Source organism: Sphingomonas sp. YR710 (genome assembly GCF_900101455.1).
Taxonomy (GTDB): domain Bacteria; phylum Pseudomonadota; class Alphaproteobacteria; order Sphingomonadales; family Sphingomonadaceae; genus Rhizorhabdus.
Genome location: NZ_FMZJ01000022.1, coordinates 1 through 24956 on the forward strand (window position 1 = coordinate 1; position 24956 = coordinate 24956).

Annotated in this window: 21 protein-coding genes; 11 read left to right on the forward strand and 10 right to left on the reverse strand. The window is 64.5% G+C overall.

Translation table 11 applies throughout. From position 1 onward, the window contains the following. Nucleotides 1-133 precede the first annotated feature (133 nt). The 4 genes from BLS13_RS18780 to hpnH all read left to right on the forward strand — a co-directional run bounded on the left by BLS13_RS18780 (nucleotide 134) and on the right by hpnH (nucleotide 5588). A complete protein-coding gene (locus tag BLS13_RS18780; RefSeq protein ID WP_093454433.1) occupies nucleotides 134-553 on the forward strand; it encodes a DUF2141 domain-containing protein in 420 nt (139 codons plus the stop codon). A 182-nt stretch (nucleotides 554-735) separates the two neighbouring features. Beyond that, nucleotides 736-3336: an MMPL family transporter gene (locus BLS13_RS18785; protein ID WP_093454495.1), complete on the forward strand. Its 2601-nt coding sequence runs from the start codon at nucleotides 736-738 to the stop codon at nucleotides 3334-3336. A gap of 132 nt (nucleotides 3337-3468) precedes the next feature. Further along, a complete protein-coding gene (gene ispH / locus BLS13_RS18790) occupies nucleotides 3469-4434 on the forward strand; it encodes a 4-hydroxy-3-methylbut-2-enyl diphosphate reductase (RefSeq protein WP_093454496.1) in 966 nt (321 codons plus the stop codon). 2 nt (nucleotides 4435-4436) lie between these two features. Next, nucleotides 4437-5588, forward strand: coding sequence for an adenosyl-hopene transferase HpnH (gene hpnH, locus BLS13_RS18795; RefSeq protein ID WP_093454498.1), 1152 nt, complete (start codon nucleotides 4437-4439; stop codon nucleotides 5586-5588). On the opposite strand, the gene BLS13_RS18800 is transcribed toward hpnH, so the two are convergent. The 7 genes from BLS13_RS18800 to hpnA form a co-directional block, all read right to left on the reverse strand. Beyond that, nucleotides 5529-6287: a phosphorylase family protein gene (locus tag BLS13_RS18800; protein ID WP_143012016.1), complete on the reverse strand. Its 759-nt coding sequence runs from the start codon at nucleotides 6285-6287 to the stop codon at nucleotides 5529-5531. The two genes, hpnH and BLS13_RS18800, sit on opposite strands and share 60 nt — an antisense overlap. A 298-nt stretch (nucleotides 6288-6585) precedes the next feature. Further along, nucleotides 6586-8553 carry a squalene--hopene cyclase gene (gene shc / locus BLS13_RS18805; protein ID WP_093454434.1) on the reverse strand — a complete coding sequence of 656 codons (1968 nt, stop codon included), beginning with the start codon at nucleotides 8551-8553 and terminating at the stop codon, nucleotides 6586-6588. Continuing rightward, nucleotides 8540-9802 carry a hydroxysqualene dehydroxylase HpnE gene (gene hpnE, locus BLS13_RS18810; RefSeq protein WP_093454435.1) on the reverse strand — a complete coding sequence of 421 codons (1263 nt, stop codon included), beginning with the start codon at nucleotides 9800-9802 and terminating at the stop codon, nucleotides 8540-8542. Before hpnE ends, shc begins: the two co-directional genes overlap by 14 nt. Continuing rightward, the gene (gene hpnD / locus BLS13_RS18815; RefSeq protein ID WP_093454436.1) at nucleotides 9799-10632 is read right to left on the reverse strand and encodes a presqualene diphosphate synthase HpnD; all 834 of its coding nucleotides are present in this window, start codon (nucleotides 10630-10632) and stop codon (nucleotides 9799-9801) included. Before hpnD ends, hpnE begins: the two co-directional genes overlap by 4 nt. After that, entirely contained in the window at nucleotides 10629-11465 is an 837-nt protein-coding gene (gene hpnC / locus BLS13_RS18820; RefSeq protein ID WP_093454437.1) for a squalene synthase HpnC, read from the reverse strand. The genes hpnD and hpnC overlap by 4 nt, the downstream gene beginning before the upstream one ends. Continuing rightward, nucleotides 11462-12601: a glycosyltransferase gene (locus BLS13_RS18825; RefSeq protein ID WP_093454439.1), complete on the reverse strand. Its 1140-nt coding sequence runs from the start codon at nucleotides 12599-12601 to the stop codon at nucleotides 11462-11464. Before BLS13_RS18825 ends, hpnC begins: the two co-directional genes overlap by 4 nt. Beyond that, on the reverse strand, nucleotides 12598-13617 hold the full coding sequence (gene hpnA, locus BLS13_RS18830; RefSeq protein ID WP_093454440.1) for a hopanoid-associated sugar epimerase: 1020 nt from the start codon (nucleotides 13615-13617) through the stop codon (nucleotides 12598-12600). Before hpnA ends, BLS13_RS18825 begins: the two co-directional genes overlap by 4 nt. A gap of 141 nt (nucleotides 13618-13758) precedes the next feature. Here hpnA and BLS13_RS18835 point away from each other — a divergent pair, with 141 nt between their 5' ends. From BLS13_RS18835 to BLS13_RS20805, 7 genes are all read left to right on the forward strand, one after another. Beyond that, nucleotides 13759-15030, forward strand: coding sequence for an MFS transporter (locus tag BLS13_RS18835; protein WP_093454501.1), 1272 nt, complete (start codon nucleotides 13759-13761; stop codon nucleotides 15028-15030). Nucleotides 15031-15067: 37 nt separating this feature from the next. Further along, nucleotides 15068-16195: a bacteriohopanetetrol glucosamine biosynthesis glycosyltransferase HpnI gene (gene hpnI, locus BLS13_RS18840; RefSeq protein ID WP_093454442.1), complete on the forward strand. Its 1128-nt coding sequence runs from the start codon at nucleotides 15068-15070 to the stop codon at nucleotides 16193-16195. Then, entirely contained in the window at nucleotides 16195-17622 is a 1428-nt protein-coding gene (hpnJ, locus tag BLS13_RS18845; protein WP_093454443.1) for a hopanoid biosynthesis associated radical SAM protein HpnJ, read from the forward strand. Before hpnI ends, hpnJ begins: the two co-directional genes overlap by 1 nt. 200 nt (nucleotides 17623-17822) lie before the next feature. After that, nucleotides 17823-18674: a hopanoid biosynthesis-associated protein HpnK gene (hpnK, locus tag BLS13_RS18850; protein ID WP_093454445.1), complete on the forward strand. Its 852-nt coding sequence runs from the start codon at nucleotides 17823-17825 to the stop codon at nucleotides 18672-18674. Continuing rightward, nucleotides 18671-19660, forward strand: a complete 990-nt coding sequence (locus tag BLS13_RS18855; RefSeq protein ID WP_093454446.1) for a lysylphosphatidylglycerol synthase domain-containing protein — start codon at nucleotides 18671-18673, stop codon at nucleotides 19658-19660. The genes hpnK and BLS13_RS18855 overlap by 4 nt, the downstream gene beginning before the upstream one ends. 240 nt (nucleotides 19661-19900) lie before the next feature. Then, nucleotides 19901-20431 carry a CAP domain-containing protein gene (locus BLS13_RS18860; protein WP_176943683.1) on the forward strand — a complete coding sequence of 177 codons (531 nt, stop codon included), beginning with the start codon at nucleotides 19901-19903 and terminating at the stop codon, nucleotides 20429-20431. 46 nt (nucleotides 20432-20477) lie between these two features. Then, nucleotides 20478-20840, forward strand: a complete 363-nt coding sequence (locus BLS13_RS20805) for a response regulator (RefSeq protein WP_176943684.1) — start codon at nucleotides 20478-20480, stop codon at nucleotides 20838-20840. Between the two features lie 39 nt (nucleotides 20841-20879). On the opposite strand, the gene BLS13_RS18870 is transcribed toward BLS13_RS20805, so the two are convergent. The 3 genes from BLS13_RS18870 to kdpC are packed head-to-tail and all read right to left on the reverse strand — an operon-like array spanning nucleotide 20880 to nucleotide 24837. Continuing rightward, nucleotides 20880-21566: a response regulator transcription factor gene (locus BLS13_RS18870; protein ID WP_093454450.1), complete on the reverse strand. Its 687-nt coding sequence runs from the start codon at nucleotides 21564-21566 to the stop codon at nucleotides 20880-20882. Further along, the gene (locus BLS13_RS18875) at nucleotides 21563-24250 is read right to left on the reverse strand and encodes a sensor histidine kinase (protein WP_093454452.1); all 2688 of its coding nucleotides are present in this window, start codon (nucleotides 24248-24250) and stop codon (nucleotides 21563-21565) included. Before BLS13_RS18875 ends, BLS13_RS18870 begins: the two co-directional genes overlap by 4 nt. Then, nucleotides 24247-24837, reverse strand: coding sequence for a potassium-transporting ATPase subunit KdpC (gene kdpC / locus BLS13_RS18880; protein WP_093454453.1), 591 nt, complete (start codon nucleotides 24835-24837; stop codon nucleotides 24247-24249). The genes BLS13_RS18875 and kdpC overlap by 4 nt, the downstream gene beginning before the upstream one ends. Nucleotides 24838-24956: the final 119 nt, after the last annotated feature.

The following is a 24956-nucleotide window of genomic DNA, read 5'->3' on the forward strand; positions in this document are numbered from 1 at the left end:
AGGATCATGACAAACCCGAAAAGCAATATGCCGATGCCGGCCTCGATGCCGAAACGATCGTCGCCACCGTATTGGCGGCGTTAAGGAAGAACAGCCTAAACCTGTCTGACGGAACCACGGGTAGCCTGCATTTGTGAAGACACTGATATTGCTGAGCCTTGCGCCGCTGCTGTGCTGCGCGGCCGCGCCTTATGGATCGATCGAGATTGCCGTCGACAGCGTTCGATCCGCGCGCGGCACGGTGCATGTCGATATCTGCACGCGCACCACCTTCCTCAAGGACTGCCCTTATTCGGGTGATGCCCCGGCACACAATGGCACGACGATCGTCGTCGTGCCCAACGTCCCGCCCGGGCGCTACGCGGCGCAGGCCTTTCACGACAGGAATGGCAATGGCCAGGTCGATCGCGGGCTGTTCGGCATTCCAAAAGAGGGCGTGGGATTCTCGAACAACGCGCTAAAAATGTCCGAACCCAAATTCGATGCGGCAGCTTTCGACCATGATGGCCATGACCAAAAAATTGCGTTCCAATTAAAATACTTCTTCGGCTAAGCTCATATCGATGATGAACGTCATGCATTCTAAAACCGTGACCCTGAACTTGTTTCAGGGTCCACCCCGCCACGGGCCGAGCGACTTGGGGCTTGGTGGATGCTGAAACAAGTTCAGCATGACGAATGTGGGAATGCCCCGCGCAATCGCGCTGAAAGCCTCGTGCCGGGCGAATGGCGCTCATGACCCTCGCCCACCTTCCCGCGCGGATCGCCGCCCTCGCCTGCCGGCGCCCGTGGCAGGTGCTCGCGGCCGCCGGCCTTGTCACCGCTCTGGCACTCTTCTTCGTCGCGACCCATTTCGCGATGACCACCAACGCTGACGACCTTATCTCGCCCGATGTTGCGTGGCGGGCGAATGAGCGGAAGATCGACGCCGCCTTCCCGCAATATGGCGATACGATCGTCGTGGTGATCGACGGCAAGACCGCCGAACTCGCCGAACATGCCGCTGCTGTGCTCACCCGATCGATGCAGGCCGATCACACGCATTTCCGCAGCGTCGCCCGCCCCGACGGCGGCGACTATTTCGCGCGCGAAGGCCTGCTGTTCGATTCCGAGGCCGAAGTATCGGCGGCGACCGCGCGGATGATCGCCGGCCAGCCCTTTCTCGGCCCTCTCGCCAGCGACCCCAGCCTGCGCGGCATATCCACGACCCTGGCCTTCATGATGCAAGGCGTAGTGCGCGGCGATGCCACGCTGGCGCAGGTCGATCGGCCGATAGCCGCGCTGGCGGACGCGCTTGAGACGAGGCAGGCCGGCCGCCCCGCTTATTTCTCATGGGCCACCCTGTTTGGTGATCAGAAAGCAGTGACGCAGGCGCCGCTGCGCCGGCTCATTCTCGCGCGCCCGGTGCTCGATTTCGAATCGCTGATGCCGGGTGCAGCGGCGAGCGACGCCATTCGCGAGCAGGCCCGCAAGCTCGGGATCGGCGATGGCGTCGATATTCGCCTGACCGGATCGGTGCCGCTGTCTGACGAGGAGTTCGCCTCGCTCGCCGACAAGGCCTGGCTGGTGGGCACGGCGATGCTCGCGGCGATGCTGGGCGTGCTGTGGCTCGCCACGCGATCGATGTGCATCCTGATCGCGATCATGACGACCACCATGGCCGGCCTGATCGCCACCATGGCGATCGGCCTGGCCGCCGTCGGCCGGTTCAACCTGATATCGGTGGCCTTCATCCCGCTCTTCGTCGGCCTGGGTATCGATTTCGGTATCCAGATCGGCGTGCGTTTCCAGGCCGAACGGCGCGGCGGGCGGGGCTTTGCCGATGCAATCGACACCGCCGTCACCGCGCTCGGGCCGTCGCTGCTGCTCGCGGCCGGTGCCGTCTGCCTCGGTTTCCTTGCCTTCCTGCCAACCGCTTATGTCGGCGTTTCCGAACTGGGGATCATCGCCGGACTCGGCATGATCATCGCCTTGCTGTTCAGCCTGATCCTGCTCCCGGCGCTGCTGATGCTGCTCCGCCCGCCCGCTCCGCCTGCAGCGGAAGCCTCACGCTTTCTCGCCAGGATGGATGCGTTCGTGATCGCCCGGCGCCGCTTGGTGCTCCGTTGGTTCGCTATCTCGATGGTCGCCAGCATCGCGCTGCTGCCGCTGGTCCGTTTCGATTTCAATCCGCTGCACCTGCGCGACCCCAAGGGCGAGGCGATGGCGGCCCTGAGCGATCTGATGCGCGATCCCGATCGCAACCCCAACAGCATCGACATATTGGTACCGAATCTCGCCGCCGCACGGCAACTGTCCGCGCGGCTGGGCGCGCTGCCCGAGGTGGGCCGCGTTCTGACGATCGAGAGTTTCCTGCCCACCGCGCAGCCCCCCAAATTGGCGGCGATCGCCGACGCGCGGATGCTGCTCGATCTGACGCTCGACCCGATCGCTCCGCTCCCGCCGCCCAGCGATGACGAAACCGTGGCGGCGCTGCGACAAGCGGCAGTCGATCTCGACGCTGCGGCGGCAAAATCCGCAGGGCTGCCGGCAGACCATGCCCGCCGGCTTGCGCGCGCGTTCCGGACTCTCGCGACAGCGCCCCTGGGCCAGCGCCGCCGCGCCGAAGCAATGCTGACGCTTCCGCTCCAGACGATGCTCGGCCAGATGCGGGCGTCGCTGGATGCGCAACCGGTTACCCTCGCGGATATCCCGCCCGAAATTGCCGGCGACTGGCGTACAGAGGACGGCCGCTTCCGCGTCCAGGTGCTGCCGCGCAACGACGGCGGCGATAACGCGACGCTGTCGCGCTTCACCGCAGCGGTGCGTGCCATCGTGCCCGACGCCGCCGGCGTCGCCGTATCGACGCAGGAGGCCGCCCACACCGTCGCGATCGCCTTCGTCGAGGCGGGTGTGCTGGCGTTGATCGTCGTGACCCTCCTGTTGCTGGCGGTCCTGCGGGATTTACGGGAAGTCGCGTTCACCTTGGCGCCGGTGGTGCTGTCCGGCTTTCTCACCCTCGCCACCTGCGTGCTGATCGGTCAGCCGATCAACTTCGCCAACATCATCGCCTTTCCGCTGCTGCTGGGCGTGGGAACCGCGTTTCACATCTATTTTGTGATGGCGTGGCGCGGCGGCGCGACCGATCTTCTGCAATCGAGCCTTGCCCATGCCATCTTCTTCTCGGCGCTGGCGACCGGCATGGCGTTCGGCAGCCTGTGGCTGTCCAGCCATCCGGGAACCGCGAGCATGGGCAAGATCCTGATGATTTCGCTGGCCTGGACCTTGGTCTGCGCGCTGATTTTCGAACCCGCTCTGCTCGGCCCCGCCCGCAAGCCACGTGATGCTCATCACTGATTCAGCGCGATTGTTGGCATGGCGACACGGCCCGTCGGAAAAAGTGCGCCGCAGCAGAAAATTTCGGCTTTTACCTGTTGAGTTTGGCTAACATTGGTTATGTCGGGTTCGGCGGTCGTTTCGGAGACAGTGGTGGTAAAAGTCATTCTTGCCCAGCCCCGTGGCTTTTGCGCCGGTGTCGTCCGGGCCATCGAGATTGTCGATCAGGCGCTCGATCGGGTCGGCGCGCCCGTCTATGTGCGTCACGAAATCGTGCATAACCGCCATGTCGTCGATACGCTGAAAGCGAAGGGCGCGATCTTCGTCGAGGAACTCGATGAGATCCCCGATGGTGCGGTGACGGTGTTCAGCGCGCATGGCGTAGCCCGCGATGTCGAGGAACATGCCCGCAACCGGGCGCTGCCGGTCCTCGACGCCACCTGCCCCCTGGTCAACAAGGTCCATGTCCAGGGCCGCCGCTACGCCGCTGCCGGGCGCACCCTCATTCTGATCGGTCATGCCGGTCACCCCGAGGTCGTCGGCACCCTGGGTCAGATCGATACCGTGGTGCACCTCGTCGGCTCGGTCGAGGATGTCGCTGCGCTCGATCTGCCCGCCGGCGAGCCCATCGCCTATATCACCCAGACCACGTTGTCAGTTGACGACACACGATCGGTGATCGCGGCGCTCAAGACACGCTTCAGCGACGTCACCGGCCCCGACACCGCCGATATCTGCTACGCGACCCAGAACCGGCAGACCGCCGTCCGCCAATTGTGCGATGTGGCCGATCTGCTGCTGGTCGTCGGATCGACTAACAGTTCGAATTCGAACCGGCTGCGCGAGATCGGCGTCGAGGCCGGCAAGCCGAGCTATTTGCTGCCTGATGGATCGGCCTTCGATCCGGCGTGGCTCGACGGCGTCGAGACGGTCGGTCTGACCGCTGGCGCATCCGCACCCGAAGAACTGGTGCAAAGCGTGATCGCCGCGATCGAACGTTTCACGCCCGTCACCGTCGAAACGCTTGACGGCATCGAGGAGAAGGTCGAATTCCGCCTTCCCCCTGCTCTCAAACGTCTTACCCGAAATGCGCCGATGGCGCAGGAGATCCGCATATGAGCATGCCCCTTCCGATCGGTCAGGCCGCCCGCCTCGGCGCCTATGTCGTCGGCAAGCATCTGCGCGGGGTGAAGCGCTACCCGCTCGTGCTGATGCTCGAGCCGCTGCTCCGTTGCAATCTGGCGTGCAAGGGCTGCGGCAAGATCGATTATCCCGACGAGATCCTGAACCAGCGGCTGAGCTACGAACAGTGCATGGAGGCGATCGACGAATGCGGCGCCCCGGCAGTGTCGATCGCCGGCGGCGAACCCCTGCTCCATCGCGACATGCCGAAGATCGTCCAGGGCTATATCGCGAAGAAGAAGTTCGTGATTCTGTGCACAAACGCCTTGCTGCTCAAGAAGAAGATCGACGATTACAAGCCCTCGCCCTTCTTCACCTGGTCGATCCACCTCGATGGCGATCAGGTGATGCACGACAAGGCGGTGTGCCAGGACGGTGTGTTCGAAGTGGCGCGCGATGCGATCCTGCTCGCCAAGTCGAAGGGCTTCCGCACCCAGATCAACTGCACCGTGTTCGACGGAGCCGATCCCGTCCGGCTCGCGGCCTTTTTCGACGAAATGAAGGCGATCGGGCTCGATGGCATCACCATCTCGCCCGGCTACGCCTATGAGCGCGCGCCCGATCAGCAGCATTTCCTGAACCGCGAAAAGACCCGTCAGCTGTTCCGCGACGTGTTCAAGCAGGGCAAGGGCGGCAAGAGCTGGACCTTCACCAATTCGCCATTGTTCCTCGATTTCCTGGCCGGCAACCAGACCTATGAATGCACGCCTTGGTCGATGCCTTTGCGCACAGTCTTCGGCTGGCAGAAGCCCTGCTATCTGCTTGGCGAAGGCTATGCGAAGACCTTCAAGGAGATGATGGAGGAAACCGACTGGGACGATTATGGCGTCGGAAAATATGAAAAATGCGCCGACTGCATGGTTCATTGCGGCTTCGAAGGCACGGCCACGGCAGACTCGATCCGCCATCCGCTGAAGGTCATGAAGGCCTTCATGAAGGGCGTGCGCACCGATGGCCCGATGGCGCCCGACATCGATCTGTCGAAGCAGCGCCCGGCCCGCGAAACCTTCTCGACTCATGTCGAGCGCGAGCTAGCCGCGATCCGCCAATCCAACCCCGCCGCGCGCAAGCACATCGCAGGCAGCAAGTAACGACCGCATCGCCCGATCCGTATCGCGCGCGGTACGGATCAGCGCGGGCAGTTGCGCGGGCTTCCGGAGCAACGCCGCCAGCACCGGCAGGATCGCCATGCTGCCATCCGCTTTCAGGCCGCAGGTGACGGCGGGCGGCAGGTCCTGATCGGCGCGATCGGATATCACGCGGATGAAGGCGAACGGCAGGCCATGCTCCTGCGCAACCTGTGCGGCGACGTGCGATTCCATGTCGATGATGAGCGGTAGGGTGCCGCCACACGCTTCGTAGAGCCGGGCTTTGGCCGCGGCGGTGATGACCATCGCATCGCTGCCGCATGCGACTCCTCGGCGTGCACCGGGCAGAACCGTCAAAAGTTCCTCCCCGAGCTTGTCTCGGGGAGGGGGACCGCCGCAGGCGGTGGAGGGGCCTGCGAAACCTCCGAAGGTCGCGCGTTCCCCTCCACCACCCTGCGGGTGGTCCCCCTCCCCGTTCCGGGGAGGAATTAACACCCGATCACCGACCACAATATCCCCGACCCGCAGCTCCGGGCTCAACGCCCCCGCTATCCCGATACTGACGATCGCGCTCGCCCGCGCCGCCTGCGCCGTCAGCAATCCGCGCAGCCGCCCCGCATCACCGCCGCTGATCACCGGCACCAGCCCCGCGCGCGCGATAATCCGCGCCTCGCGGCGCATGCCTGTGGCCGCGAGGATCATGACATCCCTCTCGTGACCCCGAATGCATTTCCGTTGGCGCCAAGATAGCCGGCGAGTTGCCGATTGTCGCACCGTTTCAATCCTCCCCCGCCAGGGGGAGGTGGCAGCGCAAAGCGCTGACGGAGGGGGCGGATGGCGGTGTCTTTCGACGGGCAAGCGACCGGCGGATCTGCACACGACAGGTGACCGCCATCCGCCCCTTCCGGCGCCTTCGGCGCCACCTCCCCCTGGCGGGGGAGGATCGAAAGGGCGCAGTGACCCGCTGAACCAGCCCTACGCCGATTTGACCTGCCTCTCCTCACATCCCGTAGGCGACCTTGCCGCCATTGCTCCGCCTGAGGTTGCGGTAGCGCGCCAGCGCCCACAGCGGGAAGAACTTCGGATAGCCATGATAGCGCAGGTAGAATACGCGCGGAAAACCGCCGCCCGTATAATATTCCTGCGGCCAGAGCCCTTCGCCCTGCTGGTTCGCCACCAGCCAGCCGATCCCGCGTTCGACCGCGCGGGAATCGACCTCGCCCGCGGCCATCAGGCCGATCAATGCCCACGCCGTCTGCGATGCCGTCGATGGCGACGATCGGTAGCCGGCATAATCCAGCTCGTAGCTGTCACAATCCTCGCCCCAGCCACCATCTTCATTCTGTATCCGCGTGAGCCAGTCGACCGCCTTGCGCACCACCGGGCCATCCGATGGTACACCGGCCGCGTTCAGCGCGCACAAGGCCGACCAGGTACCATAGATATAGTTCACACCCCAGCGACCGAACCAGCTCCCGTCGGCTTCCTGCTCCTTCTCGAGATAGGCCAAAGCCGCTTTCATCCGCGGACTATCCCGCTCGCCCAGTTGTGCGAGCATCGAGACGCAGCGCGCCGATACGTCGACGGTCGGCGGATCGAGCAAGGCGCCATGATCGGCGAAGGGGAGATTGTTCAGATAATCATAGCTGTTATCGGCATCGAACGCGCCCCAGCCGCCATTGCGGCTCTGCATGCCGACCGTCCACTCGACGCCGCGATCGATCGGCATGTCATAGGATCCGGCCGGATCGGCAAGCTTGCGCGCGCGGTCCATCGCCATCACCACAACGGCGGTATCGTCGAGATCGGGATAGTGTGCATTATTATACTGGAATGCCCATCCACCGGGTCGGACATCGGGCCGGACATCGGCCCAGTCACCCTTGATGTCGAGCACCTGCAGCGGCTTGAGCCACGCCAGAGCGGCCGCCACGCGTCGCTCGGCGTCGGCACCGCCCGCCTCCAGCATCGCATGCGCGGCGAGAGCAGTATCCCACACCGGCGACACGCAAGGCTGGCAATAGACCTCGTCGTCTTTATCCTCGGGATCGAGCACCAGCAGATTTTCGACCGATTTGCGCGCGATCGCCCGATCCGGATGGTCGTGCGGGTAACCGAGCACATCGTACATCATCACGCTGTTGGCCATCGCCGGATAGATGGCGCCGAGCCCATCCTCGCCGTTCAGCCGTTCGGTAACCCAGTCGGCGCACCAGCGGATTGATCGCTCGCGCGTCGCCTTCGGCCATAAGGGACGTACCGCCTTCAGCACGACATCGAGCGTGTTGAAACCCTTCGTCCAGATCCATTTGGTCGCCGATGCCCTGGTCCTCGTCGGCAGCACCTTGCGCGGACCGAACAGCTCATCGACGCGGATACCCCGCGGGTTTCGCGCGATCGGCCGCAGAGTCATCAGGACGAGCAGCGGCACCACCACGGTGCGCGCCCAATAGGACATTTTCGACAAATGGATCGGGAACCAGCGCGGCATCAGCACCAGCTCGACCGGCATCTCCGGCACGGCTTCCCACGGCCCCGCGCCATAGAGCGCCAGCTGGATGCGCGTGAAGACGTTGCAGGCCGCCGCGCCGCCCACCGCCAGCACCGCGTCGCGCGCCCGTGCCATATGCGGGGCGTCGATATCGTCGCCGATCATCTTGAGCGCGAAATAGGCCTTCACGGTGGCACTGACGTCGAACGCGCCGCCGTAAAACAGCCCCCACCCGCCATGATCGCCCTGAATTCGGCGCAGATACCGGCCGATCCGCGCTTCGAGATCGCGATCTTCGGCTTCGCCCAGATAATGACGCAGCAGGACATATTCGGCGGGAATCGTCGCATCCGCCTCCAGTTCGAACACCCAATGGCCGTCCGGGCGCTGCACGGCGGCCAGGGCCGCCCGCGCACGGTCCACCGCATCTTCGACCGCGCTCAGCGAAGGAACCGCCGTCACCTCAACGTCCAGCATGCGTCTCCCCCGGCGATTGCACATGGGCAGCAGCGGTCCGTCCCGATCGGATCGCGCCTTCGATTGTGGCCGGAAGGCCGGTCTGGGTCCAGTCTCCGGCCAGCATGAGATTGGGCCATCGCGTCACGGGCCCAGGCCGGCGAGCATCCTGTTCTGGCGTCGCGGCGAAGGTCGCGCGCCGTTCGCGCACGATCTGCCACGCGGGAAGCGGATCCGAAAGCCGATAGGCCCGCGCGACATCGCTCCACAGCCGTGCGGCCAATGCCGCTCGGTCCTCGTTCCACAAGCGGTCGGCGGCACTGATGGTCACCGAGAAGCGATCGTGCATCGCAAAAATCCACTCGGCGGTCCCGCCGATCACACCCATGATCGGCTCGGCCCCCGGCGGCGGCGCGAACCGAAAATGTGCGTTGACGATCGCGCGGTGGGCATCGGGCACGACAAGCTCCGGTACCAGATCCGCCGCCACCCATGCCGGAACCGCCAGCACCACCGGCTCATGTCCGGCGACGACGGTGTCGCCATCGGCGAAACTCAGTGCGACAAGCCGACCACCGGAAAATTTGATCTCCTTCAGCCGTCGCCCCAGTTTGATCTGCCCGCCGCGGCCCGCCAGCCAGGCCAGCGCCGGTTCGACAAAGGTCGCCGCCAGATTGTGGGCTACCACGCGCGGGCAACATGCCGCCCCGCCCTGGGCCAACGTTTCCTGGATGACCGCGGCCGCCAGCGCGGCCGAAGCCTCGGCCGGATCGGTATTCAGCGCCGAGAGGAGCAAGGGCGTCATCAGCCGGTCCCAGACCGGCCCTTCGAGATCGCCGATATCGCCGATCCGCGCGCCCGGCGGTGGCCGCAACAGCCGCGCCAGCTTCAAATAATCCCACAGCCGGGTGCCCGGCACTCGCCGATGGCGCGAAGCGATCCACCAGGGCGTACGGCTCAAGTTCGGCCGGAGGTGCCAGCGAATGTCGCCATCCAGATCGACGAAGGCAAAGCGGGCTTCATCGGGCCCGATCAGGCGATCCGAGGCCCCGATTGTCGCCAGATAGTCCGCCACGGCTTTATTGCCCGACAGCACCAGATGGTTGCCATTATCGATCGTCATCTCAAGCGCGGGATCATGATAGGATCGGCAGCGCCCGCCGGCATGCGCAGCTGCCTCCGAAAGCTTGACCTGATACCCCGCCTTGGTCAGCGCGACGGCGGCGCTGAGGCCGGACAGGCCCGCGCCGATCACATGGGCGCGGGTCATGACGTCCACCGCAGACGCAATACCGTCAGCAGGACCGCGAGCTTGTTGTGCCCTACGCGCCGCCGGGGCGGCAGCCAGCCAACCTTGAGCATGCGGCGAAGCAGTTGCGCATAGACCGCTTCCATCAGCCGGGGCGCGATCAGATGCCCACGCGGGCGGGTCGCAAGAATGTGATCGGCTTCGGCGAAATGTCCGCGCGCCTGCCCGGCGATCGTCCGGCAGGCCTGATCAAGCCGGGGATCGCCCACCACGCGCGCAATGTCGCCGGTCGCGATGCCGGCGCCTTCGATCGCTTCGCGTGCGAGATAGACCCGTCCGATCGCCGCATCCTCATCGATATCGCGCAGGATATTGGTGAGCTGCAGCGCCCGGCCGAGATGGTGCGACAAGGCAAGCCCGGGCGCCTCGTCCATCCCGAACACACGCACCGACAGCCGCCCGACCGCGGACGCCACCCGATCGCAATAGAGATCGAGTTCGGCCGCGGAAGGCCAGCAGATATCGCGATCGACATCCATCGCCATGCCGTCGATTACCGCCTCGAAATCCGCCTGCGCCAGTCCGAAATCGGCCACCGCCGTACAGAGATAGCCCGCGCGGCCCGGATCGCCGCCGGTATAGAGGCTTGCAATATCGGTGCGCCAGCCATCCAGCGCGCGCGCGCGATCATCGCGGCTGCCGATCAGGTCGTCGGCAATATCATCGACTTCACGGCAAAAGGCATAGACCGCATACATCGCATCGCGTTCGCGCTGCGGCAGCATGCGCATGCCGGCATAGAAAGAGCTGCCGCTGGCGCGGGCCTGTTCCGGTATCGCAACGGTCGTCATCGGCGGGATATGTGCGCCAGCGCCGCGCCGGCTGCAAGCAGCAGCGATTTCACCTTGCCGTGATGAACACGGTCGGCCAGCGGATCGAGCCGGCAGAGCCGCGCGCACAGGCTGACGGCGAGCCGCTGAATGATCGCAACCTCGAGCGCAAGTCTTCCGTCCCGGATCCCGCGCGCGAACGGCGCCGAAATCGCCAGCAATTCCTGCGTCTTTTCAGCCAGCCCGACAATCACCGAGCGGAGCTGCGGCGTGGCGGCCGCGGCACCAAGATCAGCCGTGGCCGCGCCGGCTGCGCTTAGCACGTCCTGCGGAATATAGACGCGGTCGATCGCCCGATAATCCTTTCCGCAATCCTGCAGATGGTTGATGATCTGCAGCGCCGCACACAGCGCGTCGGACGCGGGCCACAAGCTGCGATCTTCGCCGTGAATATCCAGCATGAAGCGGCCGACCGGCATGGCCGACACGCGGCAATAATCGATCAAGTCGTCCCAATCGGTATAACGGGTCTTGGTCACGTCGCGCCGAAACGCCTCGAGCAGGTCGAGTGCGTGGCATGGATCGAGCCCGCGCTCGTGCAACGCTCCGCGTAGCGCGGCTCCCGTCGGCTCGGCGTCGCTCTCCCCGACGAGCGAAGCGCGCATCGCCTCGAGCCGATCGAACTTTTCGTCGGGCGCGGCCGTTTCATGATCGGCGATGTCATCAGCCGCGCGTGCAAACCGGTAGAAGCTCATGATCGGCGCACGATATTCCGGCTTGATCAGGATCGAGGCGACCGGGAAATTTTCGTCCTTATGCCCCTTGCCCGACGCGAGTTCCGCTGCGGTTGTCATTTCGGCATCCTCGCCTGCGCCCGGCCTTTCCACATGCCGCCGCGCCCCTGCCGGTAATGGACGGCGGACATGATCGTGGCCCAGGTGTAGAAGCCGGCGATCGCCGGCATGGCGATCCCCCATAAGGGCGACCGGCGGTAATAGTGCAGCATCGGCTGAAACAGGACGGCCATGATCGCCCACGCCATCAGTCCGTCGAACCATGGCAGCCCGCCGCCGAACAGCGCCAAGAGCGGTGGGAGCAGATAGATGATGCCCATGCCGGCCAATGTGCCGGCCAGCCACAGCGGCGAATAGTGCAGTTGCGCATAGGCCGATCGCGAGACCATCGCGCCGATGTCCTGCCAATCGCCATAAGGCCGGATGCTGACCGAACGATGGCTGAGCTGCAGCCGGATCGGCCCCTGCTTCTTCATCGCCGCGCCCATCGCGCAATCGTCGATGATGGCATCGGCGATCACCGCGATGCCGCCGGCACGGGCCAGCGCCGCGCGATCGACAAGCATGCAGCCGCCCGCCGCCGCCGCCATTTTCGCCGACGGATCGTTCACCCGCGCGAAGGGATAGAGCATCTTGAAAAAGAAGACGAAGGCCGGGATCAGCGCCCGCTCCGCGAGGCTTTCGCAGCGCAGCAACGCCATCGACGAGTTGAGCACCAGTCTGGCGGCAATCGCGCGTGCCACCAGCAGCCGCAGCGTGTCGGGCGCATGGACGATGTCGGCATCGGTAAGCCACAGCCATGTCGCCTCGGCGGGCGACTGATCCACGCCCTGCGCCACCGCCCAGAGCTTGCCCGTCCAGCCCTTGGGCAACGGCGCCGCCGAGACGATCTGGAGCCGTGACGATCCGGCGGCCGCGGCCGCGGTGTCGGCGATCGATGCCGTGCCGTCGCTGCTGCTGTCGTCCACCAATATGACGCGAAACTCGCCCGGATAATCCTGCGTCAGCAAGGATGCGATCGACCGCCCGATGACAGCGGCTTCATCGCGCGCCGGCACGATTGCGGTGACCATCGGCCAGGCTTCGGGCGCTTCGACCGGCTCGTCGTCGGTTTCGCGCGTTGACCAGAACTGGCCGTGGCCGGCGAACATATACAGCCAGACCAGCAGGCTGATGGTGGCGAACAATCCGATCATCCAATCATCCGTTCGCTGCGAAACCAGACGAGCGCGTCGGCGATCGCCTCGCGATATGGGCGGGCGGTATAGCCCAGCTCCCGTTCGGCCCGCGCCGACGAAAAATACATATGGTAGCGCGACATGCGCAATGCATCGCGGGTCAGCATCGGCTCCCGCCCGGTCATCTGCGCGATCGCCTCCGCGCACCAGGCGATCGGAAAGAGCGGCGCGATCGGCAGATCGATGCGCGGCGGCTTCCGGCCGCAAAGCTGCGCGATATCGGCCAGCAGGGTGCGCAGGGTAACATCCTCCCCGCCCAATATGTAACGCCGGCCCGGCACGCCCCGTTCGAACGCCGCGACATGGCCCTCCGCCACGTCGTCGACATGCACGAGATTGAGCCCGGTATCGACGAACGCCGGTATCCGGCCGCTCGCGGCCTCGACCAATATCCGTCCAGTGGGCGTCGGCCTGACGTCGCGCGGACCGATCGGCGTCGAAGGATTGACGATCACCGCCGGTAACCCGCGCTCGGCGACCATTTCCTCGACAAGACGCTCGGCCACCACCTTGCTGCGCTTATAGGCGCCGATCGCACCCTGCTCGGTCAGCGGACGATCCTCATCGGCGGGACCGGCGGGATCGGGCGCCAGCGTGGCGACGCTGCTCGTATAGACGATCCGCCCGATGCCGGCATCGAGCGCCGCTTCCATCACGATTCTGGTGCCTTCGCGGTTGGTACGGACGATATCTTCGGGATCGCGCGCCCACAGGCGGTAGTCCGCAGCAACATGGGCCAGAGCGGAGACCCCGCGCATCGCCGATGCCATTGCCTGCGGGTCGCGCATGTCGCCGGTAACGATGTCTCCGGGAAAATCGGCGAGGTTCGCCGTAGGGCTCGAGGATCGGACGAGCCCGCGCACGGCATATCCATGGCGAGCGAATGCACGCGCCACGGCCGCACCGACAAAGCCTGACACTCCGGTAATGAGCACCGGATCGCGCGAATCGTGGATACTGACTTCCCCAGCCATGCCGCGCTGCTTTAGGGCGGTTCGCTCGCATGGGGAAGCAATGCCTTCGGCAGGACGATCTGACATGGCTCCCGGCTTGTCTTCGACAGCGCCCATGTGGTTCAAAGCGATCATGAATTGCCATCAAATGCCGATAACCGCGTGAGGGGCACGTTCAGTTCGCTCGGCACCCATAATTACCGGCTGTGGATGGGTGGTACGATCGTCTCAAGCGTCGGCGGCTGGATGCAGCGCACCGCGCAGGACTGGCTGGTGCTCACCGAGCTCACCCATCATAATGCGACCGCAATGGGCATCGTCATGGCGTTGCAGGCGCTGCCCCAGCTGCTGCTCTTGCCGTGGAGCGGCTTCGCCGCCGATCATTTCAATCGCCGCAAGCTGCTGCTCCTCACCCAAACAGCGATGGCGGTGCTCGCGCTCGCACTGGGTCTGCTGATATTGAGCGGGATCGTCCGGCTCTGGCACGTCTATATGTTCGCCTTCCTGCTGGGATGCGTCACCGCGTTCGATACGCCCGCCCGCCAGACGCTCATCACCGAACTTGTGCCCGAGCACCATCTGGCCAACGCCGTCGCGCTCAATTCGATGGCATTTCATTCGGCTCGGCTGATCGGCCCCGCCATTGCCGGCATCATGATCGCGGCGATGGGCTCCGGCTGGGCGTTTCTGATCAATGCAGCATCGTTCGCGGCCGTCATCGGCTCGGTTCTCCTGCTTCGAACCACCGATTTGCAGCACACAGCCCAATCGAAAAGCGCGACGGGCGGCCTCGCAGACGGCGCGCGTTACGTCTGGAGCCGCCCGGATTTGCGAGCCGTCATGCTCATGATGTTCCTGCTCGGAACGTTCGGCATGAACTATCCGCTGTTTATCGCCACCATGTCGGTGTCGGTCTTTCATGTCGGCGCCGATCGTTATGGATTGCTCACCTCGATCATGGCGGTCGGTTCGGTGGCCGGTGCATTGCTGGCCGCGGCCCGCTCCAAACCCGGCCTGATGACGCTGGCCGGCGCATCGATCATCTTCGGGATCGGTTACGCTCTGGCCGCGATCATGCCCGATTACTGGCTGTTCGGCCTCATGTTGAGCGTCGTCGGCATATCGGCCCAGACGATCATGACCACGGCCAACAGCATGATGCACCTGTCGACCGATCGCGCGATGCGCGGCCGGGTGATCGCGATCTTTCTCGCCCTTATCCTGGCGGGCATGCCGATCGGCGCCCCGATCATCGGCTGGGTCGCCGACAAGTTCGGCGCGCGCGCGGCTTTGGCGGTCGGTGCCGCCACCGGCTTTGTGGCGGCGGGTGTCTGGCTGCGATACCTCTACACATATCGCCGATTGCGCATCTCGATCGGCGCCGGCCATTTTCGTGTCAGCGTGAAGGAGCCGGCGCGAGAGGCCCTGCCCTGAACCCGCGCTTCGCGATACAGGGTGCGCTGTGGTGAAAATGATTCTCGGCTCGCTGTTTCAGCTGATGGCGCTGGTGGGCGTCTTCTATACGCTTGCTGCGCTGGTCGTCGCCGGCCGCCGGACGGCCATGGCTGCGAACCTTCGGGCGGAAGCCGCATCGGTCACCTTGCTGAAGCCGCTATATGGTTCGGAACCGCGATTGTCGGCCAATCTGCAGACATTTCTCGATCAGGATTATCCCGCCTCGATCGAAATGATCTGCGGCGTGCAGCGAAGCGACGATCCGGCGGCCGAAACGGTCCGCGCGCTGCGCTCGCTCGATCCCCGCGTCACGCTCTGCATCGATGGCCGGCGCCATGGCAGCAACGGCAAGGTCGCGAACCTCATCAACATGACCCCGCACATCGGCAACGACCTCGTCGTGCTCAGCGACAGCGACATGGCGGTGGAGCCCGATTATCTCGTCCGGATCGCCGCCGCACTGGCCGCACCCGGTGTCGGCGCCGCCACCTGCCTCTACGCCGGGCGCGGCGATGCCGGCTTCTGGTCGCGGCTGGCGGCGGCGGGAATCAGTTACCAGTTCCTGCCCAGCGTGATGATGGGGCTGGCGCTCGGCCTCGCCCGACCGTGCATGGGATCGACGATCGCCATGCGCCGCGAAACGCTCGATCGTATCGGCGGCTTCGCGCCGTTTGCCGATGTGCTTGCCGACGATCATGCCATCGGCGAGGCGGTTCGCGCTTTGGGGCTGGCGGTGGTGGTGCCGCCGATGATCGTCATTCACGGCTGCACCGAGACGAGTCTCGGCGCCGTCGCCCGGCACGAATTGCGCTGGAACGCCACGGTGCGCGGCCTCGATCCGATCGGATTCGCGGGCAGCATCGTCACCTATCCGATCCCTCTGGCCCTGCTGGGGCTGCTGTCGCCCACGCCGATCGCCGCCTTTATCCTGATCGCCGCATGCGCCGCCCGGGTGGCGCTGATGCTCCGGATCGACCGGCTTACAGGCCGAAATAGCGCGCCGTCATGGGTGTTGCCTTTGCGCGACATATTCTCGCTGATCCTGTTTGCCGGGTCTTTCTTCATCAGATCGGTTGATTGGCGCGGCGAGCGGCTTAGAATGGAACAGGATGGCCGCGTCTCGGCCAAATCGGAGTTTGATTGATGATGCGCACGCTTTTCCTCCAGGCGCCCTCGTTCGACGGCTATGACGGCGGGGCCGGCGCGCGCTATCAGATGAAGCGCGAGGTGAAGTCCTTCTGGTATCCGACCTGGCTCGCCCAGCCTGCCGCTTTGGTCGAAGGATCGAAGCTGATCGATGCGCCCGCGCACGATCTGTCGTGGGACGATATCAAGCATGAGGCCGACGATCGCGATCTCGTGATCCTCCACACCTCGACCCCCTCCTTCCGCCAGGACGTCCACACCGCCGAACTGCTGAAAGAGCGCAATCCAAAGCTCAAGATCGGCATGATCGGTGCCAAGGTGGCGGTCGACGCGGCGGGTTCGCTCGCGGCATCAAAGGCGATCGACTTCGTCGCGCGCAACGAATTCGACTTCACGATCAAGGACGTCGCCGACGGCCTCGACTGGAGCACGATCGACGGCATCTCCTATCGCAACGATGCCGGCGAAATCGTCCACAACCGCGATCGCGCGGTGATCGAGAATATGGATTCGCTGCCGTTCGTCTCGCCGATCTACAAGCGCGATCTGACGATCAACAAATATTTCGGCGGCTATCTCAAGCATCCCTATGTCAGCTTCTACACCGGCCGCGGCTGCAAGAGCCGCTGCACCTTCTGCCTGTGGCCGCAGACCGTGGGCGGGCACAATTATCGCACCCGCTCGATCGCCCATGTGATCGAGGAGGTGAAATATGTGCAGCGCGAAATGCCCGAGGTGAAGGAAATCTTCTTCGACGACGATACGCTGACCGACAACCTCCCGCGCGTCGAGGAACTGGCCCGCGAGCTCGGCAAGCTCGGCGTGGTGTGGTCGTGCAACGCCAAGGCGAACGTGCCGCACAGCACGCTCAAGGTGATGAAGGAAGGCGGCTGCCGCCTGCTCCTCGTCGGCTATGAGAGCGGCAACCAGAAGATCTTGCACAATATCAAGAAGGGCTTGCGCGTCGATGTCGCGCGGCAGTTCACCAAGGATTGCCACGAACTCGGCATCGTCATCCACGGCACCTTCATCCTGGGCCTCCCCGGCGAGACGCTGGAGACGATCGAGGAAACGATTACCTTCGCCAAGGACATCGATCCGCACACGATCCAGGTCTCGCTGGCGGCGCCCTATCCGGGCACCTTCCTCTACAAGCAGGCGACCGAGAATGGCTGGTTCGACGGCACCGATCACCTGCTGACCGAGGGCGGCACCCAGATCGCACAGCTCAGCTACCCGCATCTGTCGTCCGAAGTGATCTTCGACAAGGTCGAGGAATTCTACAAACGCTTCTATTTCCGCCCGAAGAAGATCGGCTCGATCGTCGCCGAGATGCTGCGCGATTTCGACATGCTCAAGCGCCGGCTGCGCGAGGGCGTGGAATTCTTCCAGTTCCTGCGCAACCGCAAGGAAGTTACGGCCTGAGTGGCCGATAGTCCCATTCGAGCAATAGGGCTCAAACCCATGGACATCCGACCTGAGCCCCTCCCCTTTAGGGGAGGGGTTGGGGTGGGGCATCCGTATCTCACCGAGACAAGCCTTCCGTGGGAGGAGAGGCCCCACCCCCTCCCCTCCCCTGAAGCGGGAGGGCTTAGATATCCGAACGCCCCCATCGGATCTCCACCATGCACGGCCTGATCATCACCGCCGACGATTTCGGCGCCGACGCCTCCGTCAACGAAGCCGTCGAGAACGCCCACACCGACGGCATCCTCACCGCCGCCAGCCTGATGGTCACCGGCAACGCCAGGGCCGACGCAGTCGCGCGCGCCAAACGGCTTCCGGGTCTCGGGGTCGGGCTGCATCTCGTCCTCGTCGAGGGACGCCCGGCGCTGCCACCCGATCGCATCCCCGATCTGGTCGATAGCGACGGCTGCTTCCGCACCAACATGGTCCGCGCCGGCATCGATATCTTCTTCCGGCCTGCCGTCCGGCGGCAACTCGCAGCCGAGATCGAGGCGCAGTTCGTGGCCTTCGCGGCGACCGGCCTGTCGCTCGATCATGTCAACGCACACAAGCATTTCCACCTGCACCCGACGATCGCCGGGCTGATCCTGTCGATCGGTCCGCGCTACGGCCTGCGCGCGATGCGGGCACCGGTCGAGCCGCTCGCAGCGCTGCGCCGGATCGAGCCCGTCACCGCCAGCCTCGCCGGTCGCATCGCCGCGCCTTATGCGCGCAGCGTGCGATCACGGATCGCCCGCGCCGGCCTGCTCGTGCCCGATCAGGTGTTCGGCCTCGCCTGGAGCGGCGCGATGACGAGCAGGAGGCTCGCCGCCCTGATCGCAAATCGCGCGCCCGGCCTTACCGAAATCTACCTCCATCCCGCGACGCGCGACGATTATCCCGGTCATGCGCCTGGCTATGCCTATGCCGCGGAATATGCCGCGTTGACCGATCACGATGTCCGCCGCGCCGCCGCCGGCATTCCGACCGGCGCCTTCGCCGATTTCGGACGTCAGGACAAAACCGCATGAGCGGGCGGCTGCACTGGCCGGTGCTGCTGGCGATCGCCGCCGGGCTCGGCATCACCGTATGGGCGATGGGATCGGTGGGATTCGCCGACATCGGGCGCAGCATCGCGCGGCTCGGCATCACCGGCTTTGGCTTGCTGCTGCTGGCATCGGCCGGCGTCAACCTGCTACTGGGCGCCGCCTGGCTGGCATCGATGCCGGGCGAACGGTGGAGCCGCTGGCTGTCCTTCACCTGGGCGCGCACCGCGCGTGAGGCGGCAAGCGATCTGCTGCCCTTCGCGCAGATCGGCGGCCTTGTCGTCGGCACACGCACCCTCACCGCGCGCGGACTCGCCGCAAACCGCGTCTATGCGTCGATGATCGTTGACCTCACCACCGAGATGTTCGCGCAACTGCTGTTCACGTTGCTCGGTCTGTGGATTGTCGGATCCTTGCTGTTCGGGCCCGGCGGTTCGGTGTCGGTGAAGCCGATGATCTGGGCCGGCACCGCGCTCGTCATCGCCACCACCCTTGCCTTCGCAACCTTGCAACGGCCGGCCCTGCGCTTCGCCGGCTTCCTCGCGCAACGGGTGCTGCCCGATACCGAAGGACGGATAGACGGCATATTGGCCGAGCTTGCGGGCTTCTACCGCGCCCGCGGCTCGATCTTCATCGCATTCGTCTTCAACTTCCTGGCCTGGACGGCCAGCGCCGGCTGCGCCTGGCTGATCCTCGACATCATCCATCAGGCGCCGTCCTTCTGGAATGTCGTCGGCCTCGAAAGCCTGATCTTCGCGGTGCGCGGCGCGGCCTTCTTCATGCCCGGTGCGCTGGGTTTCCAGGAGGCCGCCTATATCCTGCTGGCAACCACCTTCGGCATCAATCCCGAAGCGGCCGTGGCAATGTCGTTGATCAAGCGCGCGCGCGACGTCGCGATCGGGCTACCGTCTCTGATCGTATGGCAGATTATCGAATTTCGGTCCGGGCTAAAGCGCAAGGCTTCTGCTTAGTTAAGAAACCAGATTTAGAGATATCACAAATCGTCGCTTTGATATTTTTCAAAAATTTCTGAAATACCACATCAAAATCCGATAATTTTATTTGAACATATTTGAGCGGTCCGTGTTACAGATAGGAAGTGCGACGAGCCAGAGTTTGACGGACGACAATGTCCGCCTGCAAACTGGAAAAGCCGAATGCGGTGGCATTACGACTTGCGCCCTGCCCCTCGAAAGCATCGGATAAGCAAAATGCCCTGGCCATCGTTACCCAGCATCGGCCGGCTATTAGCGCCGCCTCTTCTCGCCACCATGATTTTGGGCAATGTCGCGGTGAATGGCGACGTGGCTACCCGAACCTTGTCGGTCCAGAACGCCGAACGCGCTAGGTTGGGCGTGGCCGGACTGAAATGGGATGCAGCGCTTGCCCGCGACGCCGCTGGATGGGCGAGGCATCTGGCCGTACTCGGGTATCTTGAACATTCGCCGGACGATGCCGCCGACCCGTCACCTGAAGGCGAAAATCTTTGGGCAGGAACTGCGGGCAGCTATTCTATCGAGGCGATGTCGAAATATTGGGCCGACGAACGCCGCTTTTACAAGCATGGGCTATTTCCGAACAGCAGCACGACCGGCGATCTCGAAGATGTCGGCCATTACACCCAGATGGTATGGCGATCGAGTACCAGGGTTGGCTGTGCCCTCGCCAGCGGTGAACATGATGACTTCTTCGTTTGCCGATATGGCGAAGGCGGCAATGTCATCGGCGAAAAGCCATTCTGAGATCCAACCGCGCGACACGAGCGATTTAACAGAGTTAGGATCTGTCATGCATATATTATGTGTCGACGACGACCCCTTGGTGCGTAACGTCACTTGCGATATGCTCCGCGACCTCGGCCATAAGGTCAGCGAAACGTCAAACGGCAATCAGGGGCTGAGCCGTCTCCGGCAAACCGGTGACGCAATCGACGTGTTGATTACCGACATCCGGATGCCCGGTCTGGACGGATTGCGCTTCGCGCAAATCGCGCGGGGCGATCGTCCCAACCTGCCGATCATCTTCTTTTCGGCTTATGCGCCGGTGGAATCGCCAGACGAGTTTTATAGCATCCGGCTGCAGAAGCCTTGCTCGCTGGGCGCGCTGGACGCCGCGATTACGAAAATGGCGAGCAGGCTTACCCCGGGTTGATCGACCTACAGCACCATCTCCGGAAACGGCGTCTAAGCATCAATCCCCTTTTATCCGATACCCTACACCGGGATCGTTGAGGATGATCGTTGGCCGCGCCGGATCGGGTTCGATCTTCTGCCGCAGATTGCGGACCACGACGCGCACATATTCGATGTCGCTGTCATGCGCGGCGCCCCAGATGGTTCGCAGCAATTGCCCGTGCGTGATAACCCGTCCCGGGTGCGCCGCCAGCTCGGCCAGCAAGGCATATTCCTTGCGCGTCAGATGAACCTCGGCGCCTGCCCGTTCGATCCTCCGCTCGCCGAGGTCGATCGACAGATCACCGATGCGCAACCGGTCGTCGCGACGGGTACCACCGTGGCGCGCGGCCGTACGCAGGCGAGCGAGCAGTTCGTCGGTATCGAAAGGCTTGGTGACATAGTCATCGGCGCCGAGATCGAGCGCAGCAACCTTTTCGGCCGTCGCATCGCGCGCCGAAACGACCAGCAACGATGCATGTCCGGCGGCCTTGAGCAACGGAATCAGTTCCAGCCCGTCGCGATCCGGCAGCCCCAGATCGAGCAGGATGATATCCGGCCGCTCGGTTCGCGCCGCATGCAAGGCCGTGGCCGCACTGTCGGCCTCGATCACCTCATAATTGCCGCGCCGCAAGGCCACGCCGATCAGCCGGCGGATCGCAGCCTCGTCATCGATCACCAGCACCTTCGGCTCACCATGACTCATCGTTCGAAATTCGGATCGGCGCGGACGATAAGGTGTTCGGGCCACGCTAGCGAAAAACGCGATCCCTGCGGCTCATGGCATGTTTCGGCGGAGATGCCGATATCCATCGCCCGCGCGAAATCGCGCGCGATCGCCAGACCCAGCCCGGTGCCGCCGCGCGAACGATCCGATCCGTCGAACCGGGTGAAGGTCTCGAACACCGCCTCTTCCATTCCTTCCGGTAAGCCATCCCCCTGATCGCGGATCGACAGCGTCAGTCCGCCCGGTGATCGCCGCGCCGCGATCATAACCTCTGTATTCGCATCGGCATAGCGGCCGGCATTATCGAGCAGGTTGATCAAGATGTGGTGCAGCAATTGCGGATCGGCGCGCACCATCGGCAAATCGGGCGGCACGTCGAGCCGAATGTCGTGGCCCTGCAACACGCGGCGGACGTCATGGCACGCGCTTGCTACGGCATCGGTCAGGTCGACCGGTTCGACTGCTACACGGATCGCCCCCGCCTGCACGCGGGCCATGTCGAGCAGATTGGCGACGAACCGGTTGAGCCGCGCGACCTCACTATCAAGCGCGTCGACCAGAGCGGTAGCCTCAGGATCAAGCGATGTGCGCCGCAATTCGCCGATCGTCCCCAGGATCGTCGTGATCGGCGTGCGCAGATCATGGCTGACCGATGACAGCAGCGCAGAGCGCAGCCGATCGCGGTTGCGGACATCGTCGAGATCACGCATCGCCTCGGCCAGCGTCATGCGATCGAGCGCCAGCGCCGCCTGATCGAGCAGGTTGACCAGAAGCGGCAGTTCATCCGCCCGGATCGCCGTTTCGTCAAAACGTGCAACACCGATGGCGGCGAGCACTCCCTCCTCCTTTCGGATCGGCTGAAACAGCCAGTCCGACGATGTCAGCGTGTCGGTATCGCGCCCCGCGCGCAGGCCGCGATCGAGCGCCCAATTGGCCGCGGCGATATCGATTGGACCGAGCTCGGCGTCGGGCGGTATCGCCGCAACCAGCGCACCGCCACCGGGGCCGGGCACGAGCAGCACGGCCTGAACATCGAACAATCGCCCGACCTCGGCGCAGATTGCCTGCGCAAGTTCGGTCGGGTTGGCGGCTGCGGCGATCGCCTGCGAAAAACCCGCCAGCGCGGCGTTCTGCTTCGCCGATCGCGCGGCAAGATCGGCCTGCACGCGCACGCTCGCGGCGAACTGGCTCGTCACCGTTGCCACCACCAGCAGCACGACGAACGCGATGACATTTTCGGGATTGCTGATCGAAAACGTATAGAGCGGCTCCAGGAAGAAGAAATTATAGGCAAGCGCCGATATCACGCCGGCGAATATGCCCGGGCGCAGCCCGAAACGGCTCGCCGCCGCCAGCACCGGCAGCAGGAACAGCATCGCGACATTATTGAAGTTGATCAGCCGAAGCATGCCAACGCCCAGCGCGGCGGTGCCCGCGACCAGCGAGGCGGACCAGAGATAGGGCTTCGCATTGATCTGCTGGCGCAAGGTCAGGCGGGGCGCGCGCTGCGGTCGCTGCGTATCGACGGCGTCGATCGGCAGGACATGAATCGCCAGCCCTTCGGCGCTCCGCACGATGCGATCGACCACCGAGCCATGACGCAGTTCGAACCACCAGCTGCGCGCCGATTTGCCGAGCACGATCTGCGTCGCGCGGACATCGCGGGCATAAGCGGTCAGCGCCGGCACCACGCTGGCGGCGGGGATCGATGCGGTCGCGGCCCCCAGCTGCGCCGCCAGCGCGATCGTCCGCGCGAGCATCTGCCGTTCGGCGGGGGTGAATCCGGCGGAACGGCTTGTCTCGATATGCACTGCCGTCCATGGCGCGCGCAGGGCATCGGCCAGGCGCTTGGCCGCCCGTACAAGTTCGATCGCCTCGGGCCGCTCGTTGACCGCCACCAGCACGCGTTCGCCCGCGGCAAAACTGCCGCCCAACGCATGGGCACGCAGATAATCGAGCATCTGCGCATCGACCGCCTGCGCGGCACGGCGCAACGCCAGTTCGCGCAACGCCGACAGGTTCGATTTCGAAAAGAAGTGGGTGAGCGCCCGGCTCGCCTCCTCGGGCACATAGACCTTGCCCTCCTTCAGCCGCTCGATCAGTTCGTCCGGCGGAATATCGACAATCTCGATCTCGGCATTTTCGAGCACGCGATCGGGCACGGTCTCGCGCACGCGAACGCGCGTGAAAGACGCGACGACATCGTTCAGGCTTTCGAGATGCTGAATGTTGACCGTGGAATAGACATCGATCCCGGCATCGAGCAGTTCCTCGACATCCTGCCAGCGCTTGGGATGCCGGCTGCCCGGCGCATTGGTGTGGGCGAGCTCGTCGACCAGCACGAGCGCGGGCCGGCGCGACAGGATGGTGTCGATGTCCATCTCGGTCAGCGTCCGGCCCTGATGATCGATCAACTTGCGCGGTATCACCGTGAAGGGGTGGGTCAGCGCCTCGGTTTCGCGGCGTCCGTGGGTTTCGACCACGCCCACCACCACATCGACGCCAGCCCGCAGCCGTGCCGCGCCTTCGGACAACATTTCATAGGTCTTGCCCACCCCGGGCGCGGCGCCGAGGAACAGCTTGAGGCGGCCGCGCCCTTCGCGCGCAGCGGCGCGCAGCAGGGCGTCCGGATCGGCGCGCGCGGGTTCGTCGGGGCGAATCAGTCCTTCCTTCCAGCGGCTTGAGCATCGAGCCGGCGGTTCAGCGCCAGCACGTTGACCCGTGGTTCGCCGATAAAGCCTAGCACAGGCTGATCGGTTTCAGAGGCCACAATCTTCCGGACTTCCGCCACATCGATGCCCCTCGCCTTGGCCACGCGATCGACCTGCCATTCCGCCGCTTCCGGCGTGATTTCTGGATCGAGTCCAGAACCGGACGCGGTCACCAGATCGGCAGGGATCGGCTGCCCGGGATGTTCGACCGCCAGCGTCTTGATATCGCCGCGCACCCGATCGATCAAAACCTGCGATGTCGGCCCGAGGTTCGATCCCGACGACGCGGTGGCGTCATAGCCCTTGCCGGCGGCCGACGGACGGCCGTGAAAATAACGCGCGGCGGCAAAATTCTGCCCGATCAGTTCCGAACCGATCACCTTGTCGCCATCCCGGATCAGGCTGCCATTGGCCTGATGCGGAAAGGCCGTCTGGCCGACGATCGTCATCAGGATCGGATAGACGACGCCCAGCAGGAGGGCGAACAGGATCGTCATCACCGCCGCAGGGCGTAGAGAGGTTATAAGATCGTTTTTCATGACAATGTTCCTCGAATATTGTGCCGTACTCCGAACCTCCCCCGCCAGGGGGAGGTGGCAGCGCAAAGCGCTGACGGAGGGGGAGGACGGTTGGCGCCCGACATGAAGAGGGCCCGCGC

What these genes read in the sequence shown, in the direction of transcription:
- BLS13_RS18825 (WP_093454439.1), bottom strand. Translation starts at nt 12,601, where the DNA reads ATGATCGGATTGTTCGCCACCATCAGCCTGCTGGTCTGGCTGTATATG.
- hpnH (WP_093454498.1), top strand. Translation starts at nt 4,437, where the DNA reads ATGCCCCTTCCGATCGGTCAGGCCGCCCGCCTCGGCGCCTATGTCGTC.
- BLS13_RS20805 (WP_176943684.1), top strand. Translation starts at nt 20,478, where the DNA reads ATGCATATATTATGTGTCGACGACGACCCCTTGGTGCGTAACGTCACT.
- BLS13_RS18800 (WP_143012016.1), bottom strand. Translation starts at nt 6,287, where the DNA reads ATGATCCTCGCGGCCACAGGCATGCGCCGCGAGGCGCGGATTATCGCG.
- hpnJ (WP_093454443.1), top strand. Translation starts at nt 16,195, where the DNA reads ATGATGCGCACGCTTTTCCTCCAGGCGCCCTCGTTCGACGGCTATGAC.
- shc (WP_093454434.1), bottom strand. Translation starts at nt 8,553, where the DNA reads ATGCTGGACGTTGAGGTGACGGCGGTTCCTTCGCTGAGCGCGGTCGAA.
- hpnD (WP_093454436.1), bottom strand. Translation starts at nt 10,632, where the DNA reads ATGACGACCGTTGCGATACCGGAACAGGCCCGCGCCAGCGGCAGCTCT.
- hpnE (WP_093454435.1), bottom strand. Translation starts at nt 9,802, where the DNA reads ATGACCCGCGCCCATGTGATCGGCGCGGGCCTGTCCGGCCTCAGCGCC.
- hpnC (WP_093454437.1), bottom strand. Translation starts at nt 11,465, where the DNA reads ATGACAACCGCAGCGGAACTCGCGTCGGGCAAGGGGCATAAGGACGAA.
- BLS13_RS18870 (WP_093454450.1), bottom strand. Translation starts at nt 21,566, where the DNA reads ATGAGTCATGGTGAGCCGAAGGTGCTGGTGATCGATGACGAGGCTGCG.
- BLS13_RS18785 (WP_093454495.1), top strand. Translation starts at nt 736, where the DNA reads ATGACCCTCGCCCACCTTCCCGCGCGGATCGCCGCCCTCGCCTGCCGG.
- BLS13_RS18855 (WP_093454446.1), top strand. Translation starts at nt 18,671, where the DNA reads ATGAGCGGGCGGCTGCACTGGCCGGTGCTGCTGGCGATCGCCGCCGGG.
- hpnK (WP_093454445.1), top strand. Translation starts at nt 17,823, where the DNA reads ATGCACGGCCTGATCATCACCGCCGACGATTTCGGCGCCGACGCCTCC.
- BLS13_RS18860 (WP_176943683.1), top strand. Translation starts at nt 19,901, where the DNA reads ATGCCCTGGCCATCGTTACCCAGCATCGGCCGGCTATTAGCGCCGCCT.
- kdpC (WP_093454453.1), bottom strand. Translation starts at nt 24,837, where the DNA reads ATGAAAAACGATCTTATAACCTCTCTACGCCCTGCGGCGGTGATGACG.
- hpnA (WP_093454440.1), bottom strand. Translation starts at nt 13,617, where the DNA reads ATGGCTGGGGAAGTCAGTATCCACGATTCGCGCGATCCGGTGCTCATT.
- hpnI (WP_093454442.1), top strand. Translation starts at nt 15,068, where the DNA reads ATGATTCTCGGCTCGCTGTTTCAGCTGATGGCGCTGGTGGGCGTCTTC.